This window comes from uncultured Slackia sp., from assembly GCF_944321625.1.
In the GTDB taxonomy this organism is placed as follows: domain Bacteria; phylum Actinomycetota; class Coriobacteriia; order Coriobacteriales; family Eggerthellaceae; genus Slackia.
Map to the genome: position 1 here is coordinate 1 of NZ_CALUMA010000072.1, position 17329 is coordinate 17329.

Annotated in this window: 13 protein-coding genes; 4 read left to right on the forward strand and 9 right to left on the reverse strand. The window is 60.0% G+C overall.

Going from position 1 to position 17329, the window contains the following annotated elements:
- Together Q0J60_RS06620 and Q0J60_RS06625 are read right to left on the reverse strand one after the other, a co-directional pair.
- Positions 1–874, reverse strand: an 874-nt coding sequence (locus Q0J60_RS06620; protein ID WP_294439758.1) for an iron-containing alcohol dehydrogenase, incomplete at its 3' end; no start/stop codon positions are given.
- Positions 875–1013: 139 nt separating this feature from the next.
- Positions 1014–2534 carry an ATP-binding cassette domain-containing protein gene (locus Q0J60_RS06625; protein WP_294439759.1) on the reverse strand — a complete coding sequence of 507 codons (1521 nt, stop codon included), beginning with the start codon at positions 2532–2534 and terminating at the stop codon, positions 1014–1016.
- 535 nt (positions 2535–3069) lie between these two features.
- Between Q0J60_RS06625 and Q0J60_RS06630 the strand changes: the two genes are divergently transcribed.
- Positions 3070–3366, forward strand: coding sequence for a hypothetical protein (locus tag Q0J60_RS06630; RefSeq protein ID WP_294439760.1), 297 nt, complete (start codon positions 3070–3072; stop codon positions 3364–3366).
- Positions 3363–3638 (forward strand): toxin-antitoxin system antitoxin subunit, encoded by a 276-nt coding sequence (locus tag Q0J60_RS06635; protein WP_294439761.1) that lies wholly within the window; start codon positions 3363–3365, stop codon positions 3636–3638. The genes Q0J60_RS06630 and Q0J60_RS06635 overlap by 4 nt, the downstream gene beginning before the upstream one ends.
- Before the next feature lie 112 nt (positions 3639–3750).
- Here Q0J60_RS06635 and Q0J60_RS06640 read toward each other — a convergent pair whose 3' ends face one another.
- The gene (locus Q0J60_RS06640) at positions 3751–5466 is read right to left on the reverse strand and encodes an FAD-dependent oxidoreductase (RefSeq protein WP_294439762.1); all 1716 of its coding nucleotides are present in this window, start codon (positions 5464–5466) and stop codon (positions 3751–3753) included.
- Between the two features lie 281 nt (positions 5467–5747).
- On the opposite strand from Q0J60_RS06640, the gene Q0J60_RS06645 reads away from it, so the two are divergent.
- Positions 5748–7220 carry a LuxR C-terminal-related transcriptional regulator gene (locus Q0J60_RS06645; RefSeq protein WP_294439763.1) on the forward strand — a complete coding sequence of 491 codons (1473 nt, stop codon included), beginning with the start codon at positions 5748–5750 and terminating at the stop codon, positions 7218–7220.
- 90 nt (positions 7221–7310) lie between these two features.
- Here the strand turns inward: Q0J60_RS06645 and Q0J60_RS06650 are convergent, their stop codons facing one another.
- Positions 7311–8081 (reverse strand): transglycosylase domain-containing protein, encoded by a 771-nt coding sequence (locus Q0J60_RS06650; RefSeq protein ID WP_294439764.1) that lies wholly within the window; start codon positions 8079–8081, stop codon positions 7311–7313.
- Positions 8082–8506: 425 nt separating this feature from the next.
- On the opposite strand from Q0J60_RS06650, the gene Q0J60_RS06655 reads away from it, so the two are divergent.
- On the forward strand, positions 8507–10336 hold the full coding sequence (locus Q0J60_RS06655; RefSeq protein ID WP_294439776.1) for an ABC-F family ATP-binding cassette domain-containing protein: 1830 nt from the start codon (positions 8507–8509) through the stop codon (positions 10334–10336).
- Here the strand turns inward: Q0J60_RS06655 and Q0J60_RS06660 are convergent.
- The 5 genes from Q0J60_RS06660 to Q0J60_RS06680 all read right to left on the reverse strand — a co-directional run.
- Positions 10333–11364 carry a hypothetical protein gene (locus Q0J60_RS06660; protein ID WP_294439766.1) on the reverse strand — a complete coding sequence of 344 codons (1032 nt, stop codon included), beginning with the start codon at positions 11362–11364 and terminating at the stop codon, positions 10333–10335. The two genes, Q0J60_RS06655 and Q0J60_RS06660, sit on opposite strands and share 4 nt — an antisense overlap.
- A 37-nt stretch (positions 11365–11401) precedes the next feature.
- Positions 11402–11830, reverse strand: coding sequence for a hypothetical protein (locus Q0J60_RS06665; protein ID WP_294439768.1), 429 nt, complete (start codon positions 11828–11830; stop codon positions 11402–11404).
- Positions 11831–11990: 160 nt separating this feature from the next.
- On the reverse strand, positions 11991–15251 hold the full coding sequence (locus Q0J60_RS06670; protein WP_294439770.1) for a protein kinase family protein: 3261 nt from the start codon (positions 15249–15251) through the stop codon (positions 11991–11993).
- A 408-nt stretch (positions 15252–15659) separates the two neighbouring features.
- The gene (locus Q0J60_RS06675; RefSeq protein WP_294439772.1) at positions 15660–16514 is read right to left on the reverse strand and encodes a PP2C family serine/threonine-protein phosphatase; all 855 of its coding nucleotides are present in this window, start codon (positions 16512–16514) and stop codon (positions 15660–15662) included.
- A gap of 191 nt (positions 16515–16705) precedes the next feature.
- The coding region (locus Q0J60_RS06680) for an AAA family ATPase (RefSeq protein WP_294439774.1) at positions 16706–17329 on the reverse strand (624 nt) is incomplete at its 5' end.

Sequence of the window (17329 nt, forward strand, 5' to 3'; positions counted from 1 at the left end):
CGATCCCGTATTGGCCGCCCAGCGAGTGCGCCACGCCGTGGACGTAGCCCACGTAGGACTTGGTGAACGCGAGGCCGGCGGCATACGCGGCGCGCAGCATGCCTTCTCGCGCCTCGGCATCCTGGCCGTTCTCGTAGGCGCGGCGCAGGTAGCGGCGGATGAGCGTGGTAGCCTCGATGGCGCGGGCGCGCGTATCGGCGGTGGTGGAGCGGCCGATGAACGCTTCCACTGCGTGCACGAGCGCGTCCATGCCGGTGGTCGAGGTCACGTGCTTGGGCAGGCCCAGCGTGGTGCGGTAGTCGAGCACCGCGTAGTGCGGGATGAGGCTGAAGTCGTTGATGGGGTATTTGTAGTGCGTGGCGTCGTCGGTGATGACGGCCGCCAGCGTGGTTTCCGATCCGGTGCCGGCGGTGGTGGGCACGGCGATGAACAGCGGCAGGCGATGCAGGATCTTCAGTAGGCCGCGCATCTTGGACACGGGCTTATTGGGACGCACGATGCGCGCGCCCATGGCCTTCGCGCAGTCCATGGCGCTGCCGCCGCCGAACGCGATGATGGCGTCGCAGCCCTCGTTCAGGTACTGCGTGCGAGCAGCCTCCACGTTGGACACGGTGGGATTGGGCACCACGTCGGCGAACACGCGGTATTCGATGCCGTGCGCTTCGAGGGCGCTCTTGAGCTCGGAGGTGAGCCCCAACTTCTCGATGGTGGCGTCGGTCACGATGAGCGGTCGCTTGGCGCCTTTGCTTGCGAGCAGCGCGGCGGCGTCTTCGAACGAGGCCAGCGGCTCGGGCTCGCGGTAGGGGAGCACGGGCAGCGCGATGCGGAAGCAGGTCTGGAAGATGCGGCAGTATGCCTTGCGGAGAGGATTCATGGAGCGGCTTTCTTCGAGGGTTGATAATGCTTAGCCATTCTATTATTTAGACAACCAAAGTAAAATCCATGCAAAGAAGGATTCGCGGAATGTCCACGTGAGAAGGCGCTGGCCGGCCTTCGCCCCTGCGCTGAAGCGTTTACAGCAGGCGACATTCCGTATGCGTCGGGCCGGGCGAGAGCTCGAGGAATCGCGTGCAGCAGGCGGTAAGGAAGGCGTCGTCGTGGCTTACCAGCACGAGTGCGCCGGGGAATGCCGCGAGTGCGCGCTCGAGCGCCTCGACCGAATGAATATCCAGGTGGTTGGTGGGTTCGTCCATCACGATGAGCTCGGGCGCATCGAGGATTCCGCGGGCGAGCATCAGCTTGCGCAGCTCGCCCGAGCTTACCGTGTCGCCTGCCAGGATGCGCTCGGGGCTCGAATCGAGCTGCGCCACGATGGAGAGCAGCTTGCCGCGCTCCGCTTGCGGCATCAGACGCACGCTGTCGAGAATGGAGCGGGCTTCAGCCTCGTCGATTTCCTGGGGCATGAAGAGCGTGCGCACGCCGACACCAGCTGACTCTCGCTGGGCGAGTAGCGTCATGATGTGGTGCAGCAGCGTGGTCTTGCCGGCGCCGTTCGGTCCGCGTATGCCCAGGTGGTCGACGTTTCCCAGGTACAGATCGGGCAGCTCAAGCATGCGATCGGGGCCGCAGGGGATTATGCCCGGCTCCAGATGGAGCAGGGTTTTACGCGGATTGGGCGCGGCATCCATCCACAGGTCGCCTTCGTAGCGTTTCTCCACGCGTAGGGAATCGGTTGCGGCGTGCGCTCGATCGACACGCGCCTCCATGCGGGTGGCCAGCTTGCCCGCCACGCCGTCTTTTCCGGTGTACACGGCGAGCTGGATACGCCCTTTCGCGTCGTGATCTTTCGGGTCGAGGTGCCGGGCGCTTCGCTTGGCTGCCGACCGCGAAGCTTCTTCCGCCCGCTTGACGTATTCGGCGTGGAGGCGCTTCTCTTCGGATTTCGCGACGGCGCGCGCATGTGCGATGCTCTCTCGTTCGAGCTCTGCCTGAGCATGCGCCTGCGAGTAGGTGCCGGGACGCATGACTGCACGCCCCGCTTCAAAGCAGAGGCAGCGTGTGACCAGGGCGTCGAGCAGCATGCGGTCGTGCGACACGAGCAGGCCGATGCCTTTATAGCTTGCAAGCGCGATGCGAATCTGCTCGCGGCAGGCGGCATCCACGTGATTGGTGGGCTCATCGATGACCAGCAGCTCGGGGTTGCGCCACAGAGCTACGGCTACCTGGATTTTCTTCTGCTCCCCGCCCGAAAGTTCGCCGAAGCGCCATGGCATGTCGTCATCGATGTTGAGCATGCGTCGCAAGCGCGTGGCATCGGGCGAGTAGTCGCAGGCGAAGTCGTAGAGCATGTCGGGTTCAAGGCCCGCATCCTGGGCGCAGAAGGCGAACGTGAGGCGCGGCGTCACGCTGCCCGCGTCGGGCGCGATGAGTCCGCACGCGATGCGTGCCAGGGTAGATTTTCCGCAGCCGTTGTCGCCCACGACGCCAGTCCATCCGGGCGGGAACGTTGCCGATACGTCGCTAAACACCGGAGCGGGCGAGTCGGGGTATGCGTAGGTAATATGCGAAAGCGTGAGCGTTTGGATTTTGGCCATGGATGCCTCCGATTGGGTAGGAGGCTACGCGAAAATGGAGGTCAGAAGCGAAATGATTGAGATTGTGACGATGCCATAGCGCGCAGCCGAACATGCCGCTTGGGCGGCCGGGAATGAGCGTGGTGGCGCAAGGGGTGCGGAATGCGGGGCACACCGCGAAAGCGCATCGTCTAGAACTTCACCGAACCTCGACCTTTCTCGAAGCGCAAGCTTGGCATATGGGCTCGCGCAGAACAATCCGTTGCGCAGTGTAGCAAATGGTCGCTTCGTCCGGCAAGTGAGAAGCCGGCAAGAAATCGGCAAGATTTCAGAGAAAAACAGACTGAAATCGCCACGTAAATCAGCTTGGATCAGAGGGGGTTATCTCAAAATTTTCTTTATGACGTGTTAGTAGAACGGCAAGAATTGAGGCTAAAAGGCAAGAAGCTTCGGGAAAGGCTTTGGCAAGGTTTTCAGGCTACGATTGAATGCATATCGCAAACGGAGTAATGGCTAATTCATATATTTCGTCTTATAATTAAGTAAGACGAAATTCATGGAGGTGGATTTCGTGGAAAGGGTGGAGGTGAACCCTCGCGTTATACGGCGACATCCGGAAATCTGTGCTGCCGATGTGGTTCATGCGTGGCGCAATGCAATTATGGTTGTCGAGCGTCTGGGTCAAGACACGCCGGACCCGATTCTGGTTGCTGTCGGGTTTGACTCACGGGGGAGGCTTTTAGAAATGGTGGCGGTCATGACCGGTATTGACTCGGTGCATGTCTTTCATGCTATGACGCCGCCGTCAAAAAAAGACCATGAAAGAGATGAGAAAAGGCAGGTGAGAAAATGAGTGTTGTAACGAAAAATGGCACGGTGCTTACCGATGAGCAACTAGAGCGCATCGCTGAACAATTCGAGGATGGCGAGTGGCCCGAGGGGGAAACTCGCATTGTGCGTGGCAGGCCCCAGCTTTTTGAGGAGGCACTCAAATCCGTCACCTATAAAGACACGGCAAGCGAAATTGCTGCTATGGATGCTCGAGCGGCAAGTCTAGGATTGAGCAGGTCTGAGTATCTTCGTGCGCTGGTGCGTAGGGATTTGGCCAAAATAGCCAAAGCGTGAGATTGCCTTGGCTATTTTGCGATAGAGAGAAGCGGCGAGCGACGCCCACTTCTCTCTATCGGGTCTCCGGATGCAAGCTAGGAGGGGAAGCTTGCAGTAAGCGGAACGTGTTTTACCAGATGTCTGGCTCTTTTAGCGCGGCGCTTGTATCCTCCCAGGCTATTGTGCCTGCCTCGCGATAGTAATCTTCGACCTGTTCGAATGTGCAAGGGTTGGACGGAGTGGGCTCACCGCGTAGTGCGCACAGAACCGTATAACGTCCAGAGGTGAAGCAATGGCTGTTGGAGAAACCTCCCGGCATGCCCCAATTGATGCCACCGCATACGTTGTCGGCACAAACGCCTGCCCCCCAGAGGTGGGGAATCGGATTTCCCTCGGCGTCGATTGCTTGATAGTTATTATCGACGGTGAAGCCGCCGTTGATAGCTGCAAGGCCAAGCTGGTCTCTAATGCAGTAGAACGGAGCGGATTCGATGGCCTTGAGCTGAGAGCCTTCTACGCCGAAATCGTCATCTACGCCTTTTGCCGCAAGCTCGTTATAGCGCTCGATTGACTGCTGAACGGTTTCGTAGGGTAGACCAACCTGTTCGCAGAGCTCTTCAATGGTATCGGCACGATGGAATGCATTGTGGAAGTCATAGACGGAGGTGGGATTGCCTTCGTCTATTGCGGGGTCAAGCAGTGCATCCTTTGGAGGAATAGGTTGAGTTTCGGCGTATTTCGTCTCGTATTCCGAGTCGAAGAACCGGTAAAGTACTACCTCTTCACCGGCGGGGTACTGCGAGGTTGCTGCACTGTTCCAAGAGGTCATTTTAATCTGTTCATTGATAAATCGTTCGCCCTTGGAATTAAGCATCAACAAAGGTGTTTTCATAAACCAAGGAATGACGCCATGAACTTGGCGCGCGTGGCAGGGCGGCGCGATGCGTGCCCCGGCAAGAATTCCGAGAATCTGGCCATCGCCGGTGCGGTTGTCCTGCAGATAGAGGTAGCGCTTGTATACGTCTCTCGAGTAGCGGTTCATGAGAGAGTCGTTATTCATATAGTCACCCGTGGCGAGAACGACTCCCTTAGTGGCATTGACTTTGATATAAGAGCTTTCACCCGTTTTGCCGATGACGCCTGTGACGGTGCCATCCTCATCCTGGACAAGTTGAACCGCCGGAGTGTCGTAGTAGAAGACTGCGCCTTGTTGTGCGGCGTAGTCGGCAAGCGCGGTCATCATCTGTGTGTTTCCGCTTCCAACGGAGATGTCAAAAACCGCTGCCACCTGGTTGTCGTCATACGCAACGGTGCTGGTCGTGGAATATGTTATTCCTTCGACGCCTGCTTCGTTTGCACGTTGGATTATCCAGCTAAGGGTTTCGCCAGAATGGTCGAGATGATGTTGAAAAAGTCCCCTGTTGACTCGGTCGTCATCGGTTTCGCAGAAATCTTCCATCCAGCGTTTAAGTCCAGCGGAGGTAGACCCCTCGAGGCAGATAGCGCTCGAGCCATACCCATTCGCCGCGACGGATCCTTGCTTCTGGAGGCATGCAACCGTTGCTCCTTCTTCCACGGCGGTCAGCACGGCGGGCACACCTGCGCACCCGGCGCCCACGACAACGATGTCGTAGGTCTGTTCGTCTTCGAACGATGTAATAGGATCTAGCTCGACGGAGCTGTTTTCGACGTCCGACATTTGAAGATCGATTGGGAGCGTGCTTTGTTCGGCGGGCGATTCGTCTTCTGTCGTACTGGGCGAGCAGCCGGCTAGACCGAACAACGCGGCTCCGGAGGCGATTGCGGCACCACCTTTCATGAAGTCACGTCGATTCAAGGTTCCCATAATCTCCCTCTCCTTTCCGAGATCCGGCAATACTGCACATTGCCTATAAAGGCGGGAACAATGATGGGGCTTGCCTAATATATACGCACGCCATAAAACATATATTATTGGTATTTTTGCTGCCATATTTTATGGTAATGACTATATGAACTGGGAAAACGTTGATATTGGCATGCATTATTTCTTCTAGATATCATGCATTAATTGTTTTATGCTCCTATCGTCAAGAGATTGCAAGACGCCTCATTGCTTATGCAACATTCCTACGGGGAGGGAAAGGGATGAGTGGAGAGAGTAGAAGCGTTGCTTTTATTGTTGGTTTAGCTCTGTATTGGCAAGCGATTATCAATCAAATATTTCCACCGTCTCTTTTTGGGACGATTGCGGGAGGGTTTGGTCCTCATGCGGGATATACAACGGGCGTCTGCTTGATGATTGCAGCTTTGGGTGTTGTCTTTTTTGCCGGACGGAAACATCTTGTACGTTTTTGCCAGAACCTTTCTTTAACTCTCGTCTGTCTTCTCGTACTTTTTTCGTTAAGTGTTGTCGTATTTGCTTTTCTAGATGAGGGAACGATGGGGTACGTGTTTGCGTGCTCGATTAATGCGTTTCTCTATTCGCTACTCATTTTTGTTTTGACGTTCCTTTGGGCAAGGCGATTTGAGTCGTTTTCTGGCTCTGGACCGTTATTTGAGGTCGCCTTATCGTTTGCTTGTTCAGTTTTGATTGCGTTTGTAGGGTCGCAGGTTGCATCTCTTTTGAGCGTCCATGAGGGGCAGTTGCAGATTATTTATCCCCCTCTCTCTGGGGCCCTGTTGCTCACTACGACGGGTGTGCGACGCATAGCTTGGGTTGATTATCGGGAAGGTCTCGCGTGCGTTACTGATCGTATCGGGAAAAGTCCACAATTTATGGCATGCGGCATACTGGGGATGTACCTTTTGTTCAGCAGCGCATACTGGAGCGTCAATACAGAAGGAATGGGCGAAAGCGTGTCCTCAATAATGAGGGAGCCTTCTCACAAGCTGCTGCTATTGCTGATGGCCCTGGTTTTTTCTGCTGCTGTTTTAAAACGTCCTAGCATTTTAACTAAGCATTCGTATTTCGTGCCATGCTTTGTGGCGCTTTGCATCGGCGTCTTGTATGTCGTTGCATTGTTCTGGGATTCCCTTGTTGGGGTGTGCAATGCCGTCGTTCTTCCCACACGCGCTTTCTCTATGCTTCTTCTATGGTTGCTTCTTATGGTGATGGCAAAGGATTACTCAATATCGTTTTCGATGCTTGCTGCATCGTTTTTCCTACCAGTGATATCTATCACTTGGCTGGTTGCGTATGTGTTTTATGGAACGTGGGGGGCGATTAGCTCTATTATTCCTTCGCAAACTCTTATGCTTGCTCTTGTCTTAGCGGCGGCATTTGTATTAATGGTGCTAACATTTAAATACTTGGCGCTTCAGCGCAATTCCACATTGCCAGCGATCTCGTCTGACTCGCATAACAATTTATCCAACGACCGTTCTCAAGCTTGCGTTCGTTTGGGAGAGCGTTTCTTGCTTACTGAGCGAGAAATGGATGTTCTCATGCTTCTATCTGAGGGGAACACGAAGAAAAAGATAGCAGAGGAGCTTCATGTTTCGGTGGGAAGCGTCCAGACGTATTCCAAGGGGCTCTATGCGAAGCTAGGAGTCCATAGTAAGCAGGAGGTAATCGATCTTGTTAAATGCGAGATTCTTAAAACAGAACGCAGCGAATAGTTTCCTCGGTGCTCTCCCCTAGAAGCGAGCGAATAATAAATGGATGTTCGTTGGATTCGGGGGGGGATGGCATGCGCGTTGTCCGCTTCTCTAGCCGTTGATTTCACAGGGGTTGGCGGCTATCTCGTCGGCTTGCTGCTGGGTGAGGGCGCCGTATTTCACCATGGCGCGCAGCACCTGCATCTGGCGTTGGCGCGCGAGCTCAGGATGCTCCGTGGGGGCGTAGGCGCTCGGCGCGTTGGGGATGCCGGCCATGAGCGTGGCCTCGCAATCGGTCATCTCGGATGCCGCTTTGTTCAGATAGCCCGCGCATGCCGCGCCGATACCCTCATAGCCGTCGCCAAAATAGATCGAATTTACGTACAGCTCCAGGATTTCGCTTTTCGGCAGCTTCGATTCGATGTCGAACGCCATGAACGCCTCCGCCACCTTACGTTCAATGACCTGCTCCTGCGTGAAGAACTCGTTTTTGGCCAGCTGCTGGGTAATTGTGGAACCGCCCTCGACTATCTCGCCCGCGCGGATGTCGTTCACGAGCGCCCGCCCGGTGGCTAGCACGTCAAAGCCGGGGTGTTGCCAGAAGCGATGATCTTCCACGGCCACCACGGCGTTCGTGTATATGATCGGCAGTTCGTCGAGTTCCACGTAGTCCGCCTGCGATCGGATGTCCTCCGCCATCTGCTCGACGCTCTTCTCCTGCGACGCCTGCTCGTACAGCGCCCACCCGCGCACGCCAAAATACGCGGCAGCGCCGGCACAGGCGAGCAGCACGAGGATGAGCGTCCACTTCACGATGCGTCCGATGATGCCGCCCGCCGTGCGCTTGCGTGATATATCGTTGGTGTAAATGGGCTTCTGCATGGCTGCCCCTTTCGGTCGCGAAAAGGGGCGCGGGTCGGATGATTCGTGTCAGGGCCAAATGGTGGTTCGTATTGGCATTCCGCGCCCCCTATCCTGTATACCGCACGGTGCTTGCGATGCGTTGACGGTCAGGTTTCAGCACGGTGACGCTCAGTGACGGTTTGGTCACGGCGCTCCTTTGGGCTCGGCCTGGGTAGGCCATGGGGCCCTCGCAGGTGCAGCGGGGATGCGTGCGCGGGGGTCTGATGGGGAAGGAGGCTCCATCGAGCGAGCCAATGCGCGAGGCTCTATAATGGGCAAGATTCATAATGAGCAAGCCTCACGATGGCTATGCGCGGCATTCGAAATGACGTGCGCGACAATCACTGCAGCGCGTCTCATCGTCTGCGCGCTTTCACGCGAGAGAAGGAACGTACGTGGCGTTTATGTTTGGGTGCGAAGGCGCTTGTTTGGAATATCCCACTAAGAAGGTCCTGGACGATGTGACGCTGGGCGTCCACGAGGGTGACCGCATCGGCATCGTGGGCCAGAACGGCGATGGCAAGTCCACGCTTTTGGGCGTGTTTGCCGGCACGGTCGAGCTCGAAGGCGGCCTGGTTCGTCGCACGCGCGGCCTGACCATGGGTCTCTTGGGCCAGACCGACGATCTAGCCGACGACGAAACGGTTGAGCATGCCGTGGTGGGCGATATGCCTGAATATCTGTGGGCGGGCGACGCGCGTATTCGCGAGATCATCTCTGCGCTTATCGCCGACATTCCCTGGGACGCCAAGGTGGGCACGCTTTCGGGCGGCCAGCGCCGTCGCGTTGACCTCACGCGACTGCTCATCGGCGACTGGGATGTACTGATGTTGGACGAACCCACGAACCACCTGGACATGCGCGCAATCGCATGGCTGGCGCGCCACCTGACGTCGCGCTGGCCCAAGGGGCAGGGTGCGCTTCTGGTGGTTACGCACGACCGCTGGTTCCTCGACGAGGTGGCCACGAGCATGTGGGAGGTTCACGACGGGCAGGTCGATCCGTTCGAGGGCGGCTATTCCGCCTACATCCTGCAGCGTGTGGAGCGCGAACGCGTGGCGCAGGTGGCCGAGCAGCGCCGCAAGAGCCTGGCTCGCAAGGAGCTCGCATGGCTCTCGCGCGGTGCCCGGGCGCGTGCCACCAAGCCCAAATTCCACATGGAGCGTGCTATCGAGCTCATCGAGGGCGAGCCGCCTGCGCGCAACACGCTCGAGCTGCGCGCAACGGCCATGCAGCGTCTGGGCAAACGCGTGGTGGAGCTCACGCGCGTGACCGAGAAGTTCGGCGATAAAACGGTGCTGAACAATATCGATTGGATGATCGGCCCGGGCGACCGCTACGGCATTCTGGGCGAGAACGGCGCCGGCAAGACCACGCTGCTCAAAATCATTCAGGGCGCCATCCAACCCACTTCGGGCTTTGTAAAGATAGGTAAAACGGTCAAATTTGCCGTGCTTTCACAGCGTCTCGATGAACTGGAGGAGATGGGGAAGTACCGCGTGACCGAGGTGCTGTCGCGCCATAAGACGCGCGTGGTGGTGGACGGCAAGGAGACCACGCCCGCCAAGCTGCTCGAACGTCTGGGATTCTCATCGAAGCATTTGTACACGCGCATCTGCGACTTGTCCGGCGGCCAGAAGCGCCGCCTGCAGCTTCTGCTCATCCTGCTGGAAGAACCCAACGTGCTCATCCTCGACGAGCCCGGCAACGACCTGGACACCGACATGCTCGCCGTGCTGGAGGATTTGCTGGACACGTGGGCAGGCACGCTGGTGATGGTGACGCACGACCGCTACCTGATGGAACGCGTGACCGACGACCAGTTCGCGCTCATCGACGGCAAACTACGCCACGTGCCGCGCGGCGTGGACGAATACCTGGAGCTGCTCGACGAGCGCGATGCGGCTGCGCGTTCCTTCGCCGAGGTGACGGGCCAGACAGGCGCGAATCAGGGTGAGGCGGGCTCCATATCGGGCGACGGGTTCTCTCGGGCCGTCCCTGCGCTTTCCAACGCCGAGCTGCGCGAGCTTAAGAAGCGCCGCGGCAGCCTGGAGAAGCGCATCGCCACGGCGGGCAAGCGCGTGGAGGAAAAGCAGGCCGAGATGGCGGCCGCCGACCCCACCGACTTCATGGCGCTGGGCCGCCTTCAGGGCGAACTAAATGATCTCAAGGCTGCCAAAGGGGCGCTCGAGGACGAATGGCTCGAAGTGGCTGATGTGCTGGGTGAGCTCTAGGCACATGTTGGGCCGGCATTTTTAGGCTGCGTCTCGTCGCCGCTCTCAGCTCTGTGTTCGCGCTCAGAAGCGTCCACGTTGCTGACGGAACTACGGATGCTTTCGTCGTTGTCGGCGTCGTCCTTGGCGTCGGCATCGTCGTCCTTGTCGGCGTGCGCTTTTGTCGCGGCTTCGAAGATGCTCCCATCGAATATGACGTCGCCGTCATGCTGGACGGACGAAGAGTTCGTGTCGCGATCTTCGGGGTCATCGTCCCACTTGTTCTCGTGCTTCCCGCGGGTCCTGTGCCATTTGAGGCAGAGGTCCTCGAGCAGTTCGTCGTCCTCGTCGGTCCATTCGCTCTCTTTCTCGTCCTCGGCATCCAACGCCGCTCCGATCTTCTTGAACGCGATGGTGGCCAGATAGGCGACACCGATCGCGACAAGGATGAAGCCGCTCAGCGCTGCCACCACGGGCGAGAGGCACAGCCCCAAGGCGGCAAGCGGGCCGGGGTTGTTCTTGGTGAGTGCGGCGATGAGGACGTAGACGACAATGCTCAAAACGATGTAGGACAGCTGCACTGCAACGCCCCAGTCGCCCATGGGAAATCCCAGATGAGATGCTATTTCCAGCGGGAGTCCGGCGTTGCTGGCCGACATGAAGCACCATGCGCACACGGCGCTGCCGAGCCAGTATACGCCCATTGCCGTCTCGCTCCAGCCTGCCCAGGGACGGCGCATCAAGCGTGCGAAATACGGCTGACCTGCGGCGAGCATGCATGCTGCGAGACCGATGAACGCGAGGTCCATGAACCCCGATATATCGAGCGGCATGCCGAAGCTCAGGGCATACCAGCTCCACTGCCGCTCCAGATAGCCGAACAGCTCTTTGAGGAACTGCCAGCCTGCGAAAAGCGTGAGCGCCGCCAGCACCACGGCTGCAACTCCCAAGACCTCGATCTCGGCTCGCTTTGCGTTGTCTTCCTCGGTGCACAGTGCGGGTATCTCGACTTCTCTGTAGTCGTCGCTTTGATAGATGGGTTCTGACATGGCTCCTCCTTGCTATGCTTCGTCTGTCTTTGCGGGGCTATTCTGCCGGGGTCTCGTCTGCGGGGGCTTCGTCCGCCGAAGCCGCACCCGTTGGGTCGGCGGAACCCGGCGTCTCTTCCGTGGCATTGCTGTCGGACGCTGCGGGCTCATTCGACGCGGGCACCGTGGCCTTCGAGGTGTCGATGGCGGCGGGCATGAAATCTTCAAGCGGTCCGCTGAAGCAGTCGTCCCAGGTCGCAGCTCCGTATTGCTCGTAGACGAATTCGTAGAAGCCGGCATCGTCGTTGCTCGGGCTGTTTTGGATGGCGTCGCGGAAGTCGGAGAACGCTCCCGTTATGGTAAGCATCCCGATAAGCGCCACCATCGCGGCGAAAACGAGGGGGGCTATGCGCGCTGCAAGAACATCGCCCGCAAACGATACGGTGGTGTTGGCGGGAAGTTCGTTCGCTGTGTTTTCGGAGGCCATGACGGTTGTCCTTTCTTGATGCCGAGCGTGCTTGTCGGAAGGGCGGGGTGATGCCCGATACGTGGCGGGCTGGTCGGACGGGTTGATACATGGTGGGTTGACGGGGTGGCTGATGGGGGTGCCATGCGCGGCGCCAGCGTCGGTGCCGCGCATGCACCAACTATCGAAAGATGGCGCTTATGATGCCGAGGATCAATGCGATGGCCAGGCCGAATAGCGCGATGGTGATAATCGTGACGATCGCGTACGCCGCAACCACGCCGGCGGTGGGGGCCAAACACATCGCGCAGGTCCCGGGAATGCTCTTGGAGCTGCTGGCCCACCATGCCGCGATCGCGAATGCCACAATCGCCGCCGCAAGGTAGATTCCCTGGAGGAGCGAGGGGTCGAAGTTCTGCACGTCCAGGCCGACCGCTGCGGCGGAGGGCAGCCAGCTTACGGTGAGCGCGAACAGGCACACGGCGCAGAGCGTCGCGCCCGCCCAGAACAGCACGGCGCACGGGCCGCGGCGCACGCGCGCTTCGCCCTGCGTGTACGATGCGCACGAGCGCAGGTGCGCATCGACCCCCAGCGTGGGAGGCATGTCCGTATCGAGGCGCTTGAGCATCTGGGTGGTTTCGTCGATTCCGGCGTTGATCTGCTGGCCTTCCTCTGCCACGCGCGCGGCAAGCTCCATCGTCTCGTTCGCCATGCTTCGGTTGCGACCGAGCGTCGCGATGTCGGCGATGCGGTAGCTCATGGACACGCACACCGCCACGAGGAATCCCACGAACGCGAGCACGCTCAGGGTGAAGGTTTGCGCGATGGGCTGCGAGAGGAATCCGCCCACGTTGTGCTCGATGTTGCCGACGTGCAAAGTCATGGTTATGTGAGGCCAGATCGTCGCCAGCATCAGGACGAACACGACGGTCAGCACGATTGTCGCCACCGCCCAGGGCAGCTTCCTGCCGTCCGACGTCCGTGCGACCGATTGCTTCGCGGCCTCCTCGCGCAGGCGGCCGGCGGCCTCGTGCGCCGCCTTGGCCGCGTTCGTGCGTTGCCCAACCTTGGCCGAGCCCACGTAGTTCCTCTGCAGCTGCATCGCCGCTTCGGGGTTCGCCCAGGAGGCATCGACCATCTCGCGAATGTAGCCGCGCGGCAGGAGGCGGTCCTGGAAATCCGACGTGAAATACGCGTCCGCGTTGCGCGCGAAGATGTCCTCGTTTTCGCCCGCCAGGCCCAAGCGCGCCATATAGGGGCTTTCGGCCATGTGCGCGCGGACGTCGAGCACCGCGTTTTCGGCCGCAGTCAGCGTTTCGATGGCCTGCGCCACGGGCATGTGCGTGCAGTCGGGGGCCGCTGCGGCGCGCATCAGCAGATTGCGGGCGGTTTCGCTGCGCGCCTCGTAGAGGGCCGTGTTGCGGGCCATCCAGCCCACATGCCCCAGCGGGCCGAAGTGCGCGTTGAAGGCGCGCACAGCGTCCTTGTCGCTGCATGCCTCGTCGAACAGCGCAAGCAGGCGGCCGGCGCATGCCATGACGCCTCCTTCGTCGAGCGTGCAATCGAGCATCTCCGCCTGCGAGAACAGGCCCGCGGCGGCGAGGAACCCCGTGAGCTCATGCATGAAGCGGGAGCTGTCCACGATCGCGTAGAAGCCGGCGGGCGAGGAAGAGATGCGCGCGAAGCACTCATCGACGGTCTTCGCGCCGTAGAAATCGGGGTCTTTGTCCGAGAACTTCATGCGGCAGAACTGCAGCGCGAACTCGGGCTGGCTTTTCGTGTCCGATTCCACGGCGCGCAGCACGTCGGCCGCGTCGTTGGCGCCGTGGTCTTGCGCCCAGCGCGACATGATTCCCGACGAGAGAAACGCCAGCGCTTCGGAATCGCCGACGGCATGGGAGAAGTCGGCGAAGCCGTTGAGCTCGAACGAGCGCCCCTTCCAGCGGAACGCCGGCCCCTGCGGGTCGATGAGGGAGAGGGCTCGGGCAAGGCCCAGATCGTGATCGGAAATGGTGGTCTTATCCATCTCCACGATGTCGTTGAGCGCGACGGCGAGGTCGGTCTCGCCGACGCCGCGGAAGTACTCTTCCAGCGCATGAGTGTAGAGGTGGCGCTTGGCGCGTTCCCACTGGGTGCACAGGGCGTCTGCCAGCGAGGTGCGGTCGAGGTATTCGGCGCCTTCGAACTGATAGCCGCGGCGCGCATGGGGCTGCGCCGTGCCGTCGAGCACGGGATCAGCGTAATGGAACGCGGTGGGGTCCTCGCACCAGCGCATCACGTCGTCGTAGCCCAGGCGGCCCGCCGCGAACGCGTACGTGAGGCCGAAGATCAGCTCGCCCAAGGTCTCATGGGCGGGTTCGTGGGCCGCGAACGGCACGGGCCTTCCGCCGGCGAGCACCGAGGAAAGGTCGTCGGCGTTGATGAGCGCCTGATGGGGGTGGCGTCCACCGTTGTAAAGCGTCCAGATGGTATAGCCCAGCGAGTACCAGTCGTTCTCGCGCTGCACCACCGAGGAATGAGGCGAGTAGCCCGGCGTGCGGCGGTCGATCTTGGTGGAGCCCGTGTCGCGTCCGGCGTCGAGCACGCTGGAGATGCCGTAGTCGCCCAGCACCAGATTGCCGTCGAGCATGTAGAGATTTTTGGGCTTGATGTCGCGGTGCACGATGCGGTTCTCGTGCAAAAGGTGCAGGCCCGCTGCCGCCTGGGGCAGGATGAGCGCGCGGATTTCCTCGAAGCTCACATCGGTGCGGTGGCCGAGCGAAGGGTCGCAGACGGGCATGATTGCCACGTCGTAGGTCGCCTCGCCCATGCCGGGTACCTCGTCGCGCACCTGGCCGATTGCGTAGACCGGCATCAGATGGGTCTGGGTGAAGTGGCGCTCGTGAAGGGGATGGTCGGTCATGAGCGAGCGCAGGAACGCGAGCACGGCATTGCGGTTCATGCGGTCTTTCGCGCTGCGGGGCATCCAACTGATTTTGGCGGCATAGCGCGCGCCCGTCTCATCGGTGGCGCGCACCACGGTGCCCTGCGCGCCCGAGCCCAGGATATCGCTTGTGTGCAGCAGGTAGGCCTTTCCGTCATCGCCCATGAAGGGGATATCGGTGCCGGAAAGGCAGGGCGAATCGCCCGACTGGTCCAAGGTTTCGGCAGGCATGTCAAGCGTCGTGGCCGTGGAGCTGTAAGGCGTGCCGCCTGATGCGTTATGCGTCGTTTCGCCTGGTGCGTTGTATGCCGCGGTGCTCTTCGGATGGGGTGCCGTGCTGCTTTGCGCATTGGCAAACGTGTCATTTGGCATGCTGAGCAGCGTATCGCTTGGCATGTCGAGCAGCGTATCGCCTGGCATATCGACCAACGTGTCGTCCTGCATATCGAGCACTGTGTCGCTCGGCATGTCGAGTAGCGTATCGGCCGCATATCTGCGCGGCGTTCGATCGATGGCCATCTTGAGCCCCTTTCCTAGTTTATGCGCCTGCATTCCTCGACGGCGCGCTTCGGGAGCGTTTCGCGAAGGCGAGCTTCGCGTCGTATCGTGATTCAGATTCTAGGAAGAGCGTGCGAATCGCTCATGTTTCGCCGGCTTTTGCGCAAAATCGGGGCTCGATACAAGGCGTTTCTTGATTTCGGACAAAAAATCGAGAATGTTTGTGGTTTGGCGTTCGAAAATCGCATGCCTTTCTTTCGTAAAAGATTAAAACCCCAGGTGGCAATTAAGAAATAAGCTTCCACGGGAGGTTTTCACCCCGTTTTTTCACAAAGATTCTCGATTTTTTGTCCGATTCTGGGATGCACCTTGTATGTAGGGCGGATTTTGAGTCCCTTGGCGTGTTCGTTCTGCTCGGCTCTGGCCGCGCTAGGCGATGCGCACGGCCACGATGGTCGCGTCGTCGTAGGATCCCCGCTCGCGCGCTTGCGCCGCGATGACGCTCAAGGCGTCTGCCAGGTCGGCAGGCGATTCGGCATCGGAGAAAGCGCGTTCGAAATCCTCTTCGGAGGTGTATTCCCAAATGCCATCCGAACAGGCGATATAGACATCGCCCGGCATCGCTGGCGTGGGCTGCTCCATCTCGAACGGCCAGGCTTCATCGGCTGTATGGGCATCTGGGGCGGGATGTCCCAAGCTTCGGGTGATCGTATGGGCGATGTCGCTGGGCGTGGGCTGTCCAGGGTGCTCATCACGCCATTGCTCGGCGAGCGAGTGGTCCTTCGTGACCCGCATCGCGTAAGGCGAACGGAAACGATAGACGCGCACGTCTCCGGCGTGAAATACGTGCACATTGCCGAATTCGTCGAGCGCGAGACCTGCCGCAGCGCAGAATCCCAGGCGCTTGCCCCAGGCTCGGCCCGCGAGTATGGCGTCGTTGGCCTCTTTGAGGCAGGTGGCGAGCGCCGCGCGCCACACGACGAGCGGGTCTTCTGCGGGCGGAGCGTCTTCAGCATCGGCGGCGTCATCCGCAGTGCGACCAGGCTGGATATGCGCCTGCGCGCATGCGGAGCTGAATCCTGCGAGTGCCTGCTCGGCCGCTTGGGCGCCGCCGCCGTGTCCGCCTACACCGTCGAACACGGCAAACACACGCGACATCCTATCTTTGCCGCACACGACAGCGCCGCTTTCGGGCGGCAGCGACCGCATGCCCATGAGCGCGCGATCCTCGTTGAACTCGTGGTTCGTTCCGGTCAGGCTGATGGCAGCGTACTGAAGTTTCATGGAGGGGTCCTTTCTTTCGGAGCGCGTCAGGATTTCTGCGGTTGCACACGGGTAGGGCGCGTGGGCGCGCGCCGCGGACGTAGGTGGGCGCGACGAGGCGGGCGCGTCGGGATGCGCAGCGGGCGCTGGCGAGCGGGCTGTGCCTTGCTTGCTGCGACCGGCGGTAGGCCCCCACGCATCCGTGGACTCGTTTAAGCCTTGCTGAACACCACGCCGCGCTCGGTTGCGTCGGCACGTACGGTATCGTCCTGCCTGCAGGCCGCATCAAACACGAAGCTCGCCAGCGGATTGAGGAAGCGTGCCTCCACCAGATTGCCTACGCCGCGGCCGCCTTTTTCGCGCACCTCGGGCGCGAGCGCCTCGCGGCAGAACCACGCAACGCACGGATCGGACACCTCCACGCGTATGCCGCTGCGAGCGGCCACGTTGGCGACGATCTTGCTGAGCTGCGCCCGCACGATGAGCCCGCTCGCTTCCTCGCTGATGTAGTCGAACACCACGATGTTCTCGCCGATGCGGTTCAGAACCTCGGGCTTGAAATGCACCGCCATGGCGTCCTTCACCTTCTGTTCGATCTGGTCGTAGGGCTCGCCGGGCTGCACGATGTTGCGGCGCCCCACGGCGCGGCCATGCTCGTCGAGCACCTCCTCGGAGATGCCCACGTTGCTCGTGAAGAAGATGATTGTCTCGCTGAAGTACACCGTGTTGCCCTGGCCGTCGGTCATGCGGCCGTCCTCCAGAATCTGCAGGAATTTGTCCATGATGGACGGGTGCGCCTTTTCGATCTCGTCGAACAAAAGCACCGAGAAGGGGTT

Excerpts from the sequence above, each read along its gene's own strand:
- Q0J60_RS06660 (WP_294439766.1), bottom strand. The coding sequence starts at position 11,364 with ATGTCAGAACCCATCTATCAAAGCGACGACTACAGAGAAGTCGAGATA.
- Q0J60_RS06630 (WP_294439760.1), top strand. The coding sequence starts at position 3,070 with ATGGAGGTGGATTTCGTGGAAAGGGTGGAGGTGAACCCTCGCGTTATA.
- Q0J60_RS06645 (WP_294439763.1), top strand. The coding sequence starts at position 5,748 with ATGAGTGGAGAGAGTAGAAGCGTTGCTTTTATTGTTGGTTTAGCTCTG.
- Q0J60_RS06670 (WP_294439770.1), bottom strand. The coding sequence starts at position 15,251 with ATGGCCATCGATCGAACGCCGCGCAGATATGCGGCCGATACGCTACTC.
- Q0J60_RS06640 (WP_294439762.1), bottom strand. The coding sequence starts at position 5,466 with ATGGGAACCTTGAATCGACGTGACTTCATGAAAGGTGGTGCCGCAATC.
- Q0J60_RS06650 (WP_294439764.1), bottom strand. The coding sequence starts at position 8,081 with ATGCAGAAGCCCATTTACACCAACGATATATCACGCAAGCGCACGGCG.
- Q0J60_RS06625 (WP_294439759.1), bottom strand. The coding sequence starts at position 2,534 with ATGGCCAAAATCCAAACGCTCACGCTTTCGCATATTACCTACGCATAC.
- Q0J60_RS06675 (WP_294439772.1), bottom strand. The coding sequence starts at position 16,514 with ATGAAACTTCAGTACGCTGCCATCAGCCTGACCGGAACGAACCACGAG.
- Q0J60_RS06635 (WP_294439761.1), top strand. The coding sequence starts at position 3,363 with ATGAGTGTTGTAACGAAAAATGGCACGGTGCTTACCGATGAGCAACTA.
- Q0J60_RS06655 (WP_294439776.1), top strand. The coding sequence starts at position 8,507 with ATGTTTGGGTGCGAAGGCGCTTGTTTGGAATATCCCACTAAGAAGGTC.
- Q0J60_RS06665 (WP_294439768.1), bottom strand. The coding sequence starts at position 11,830 with ATGGCCTCCGAAAACACAGCGAACGAACTTCCCGCCAACACCACCGTA.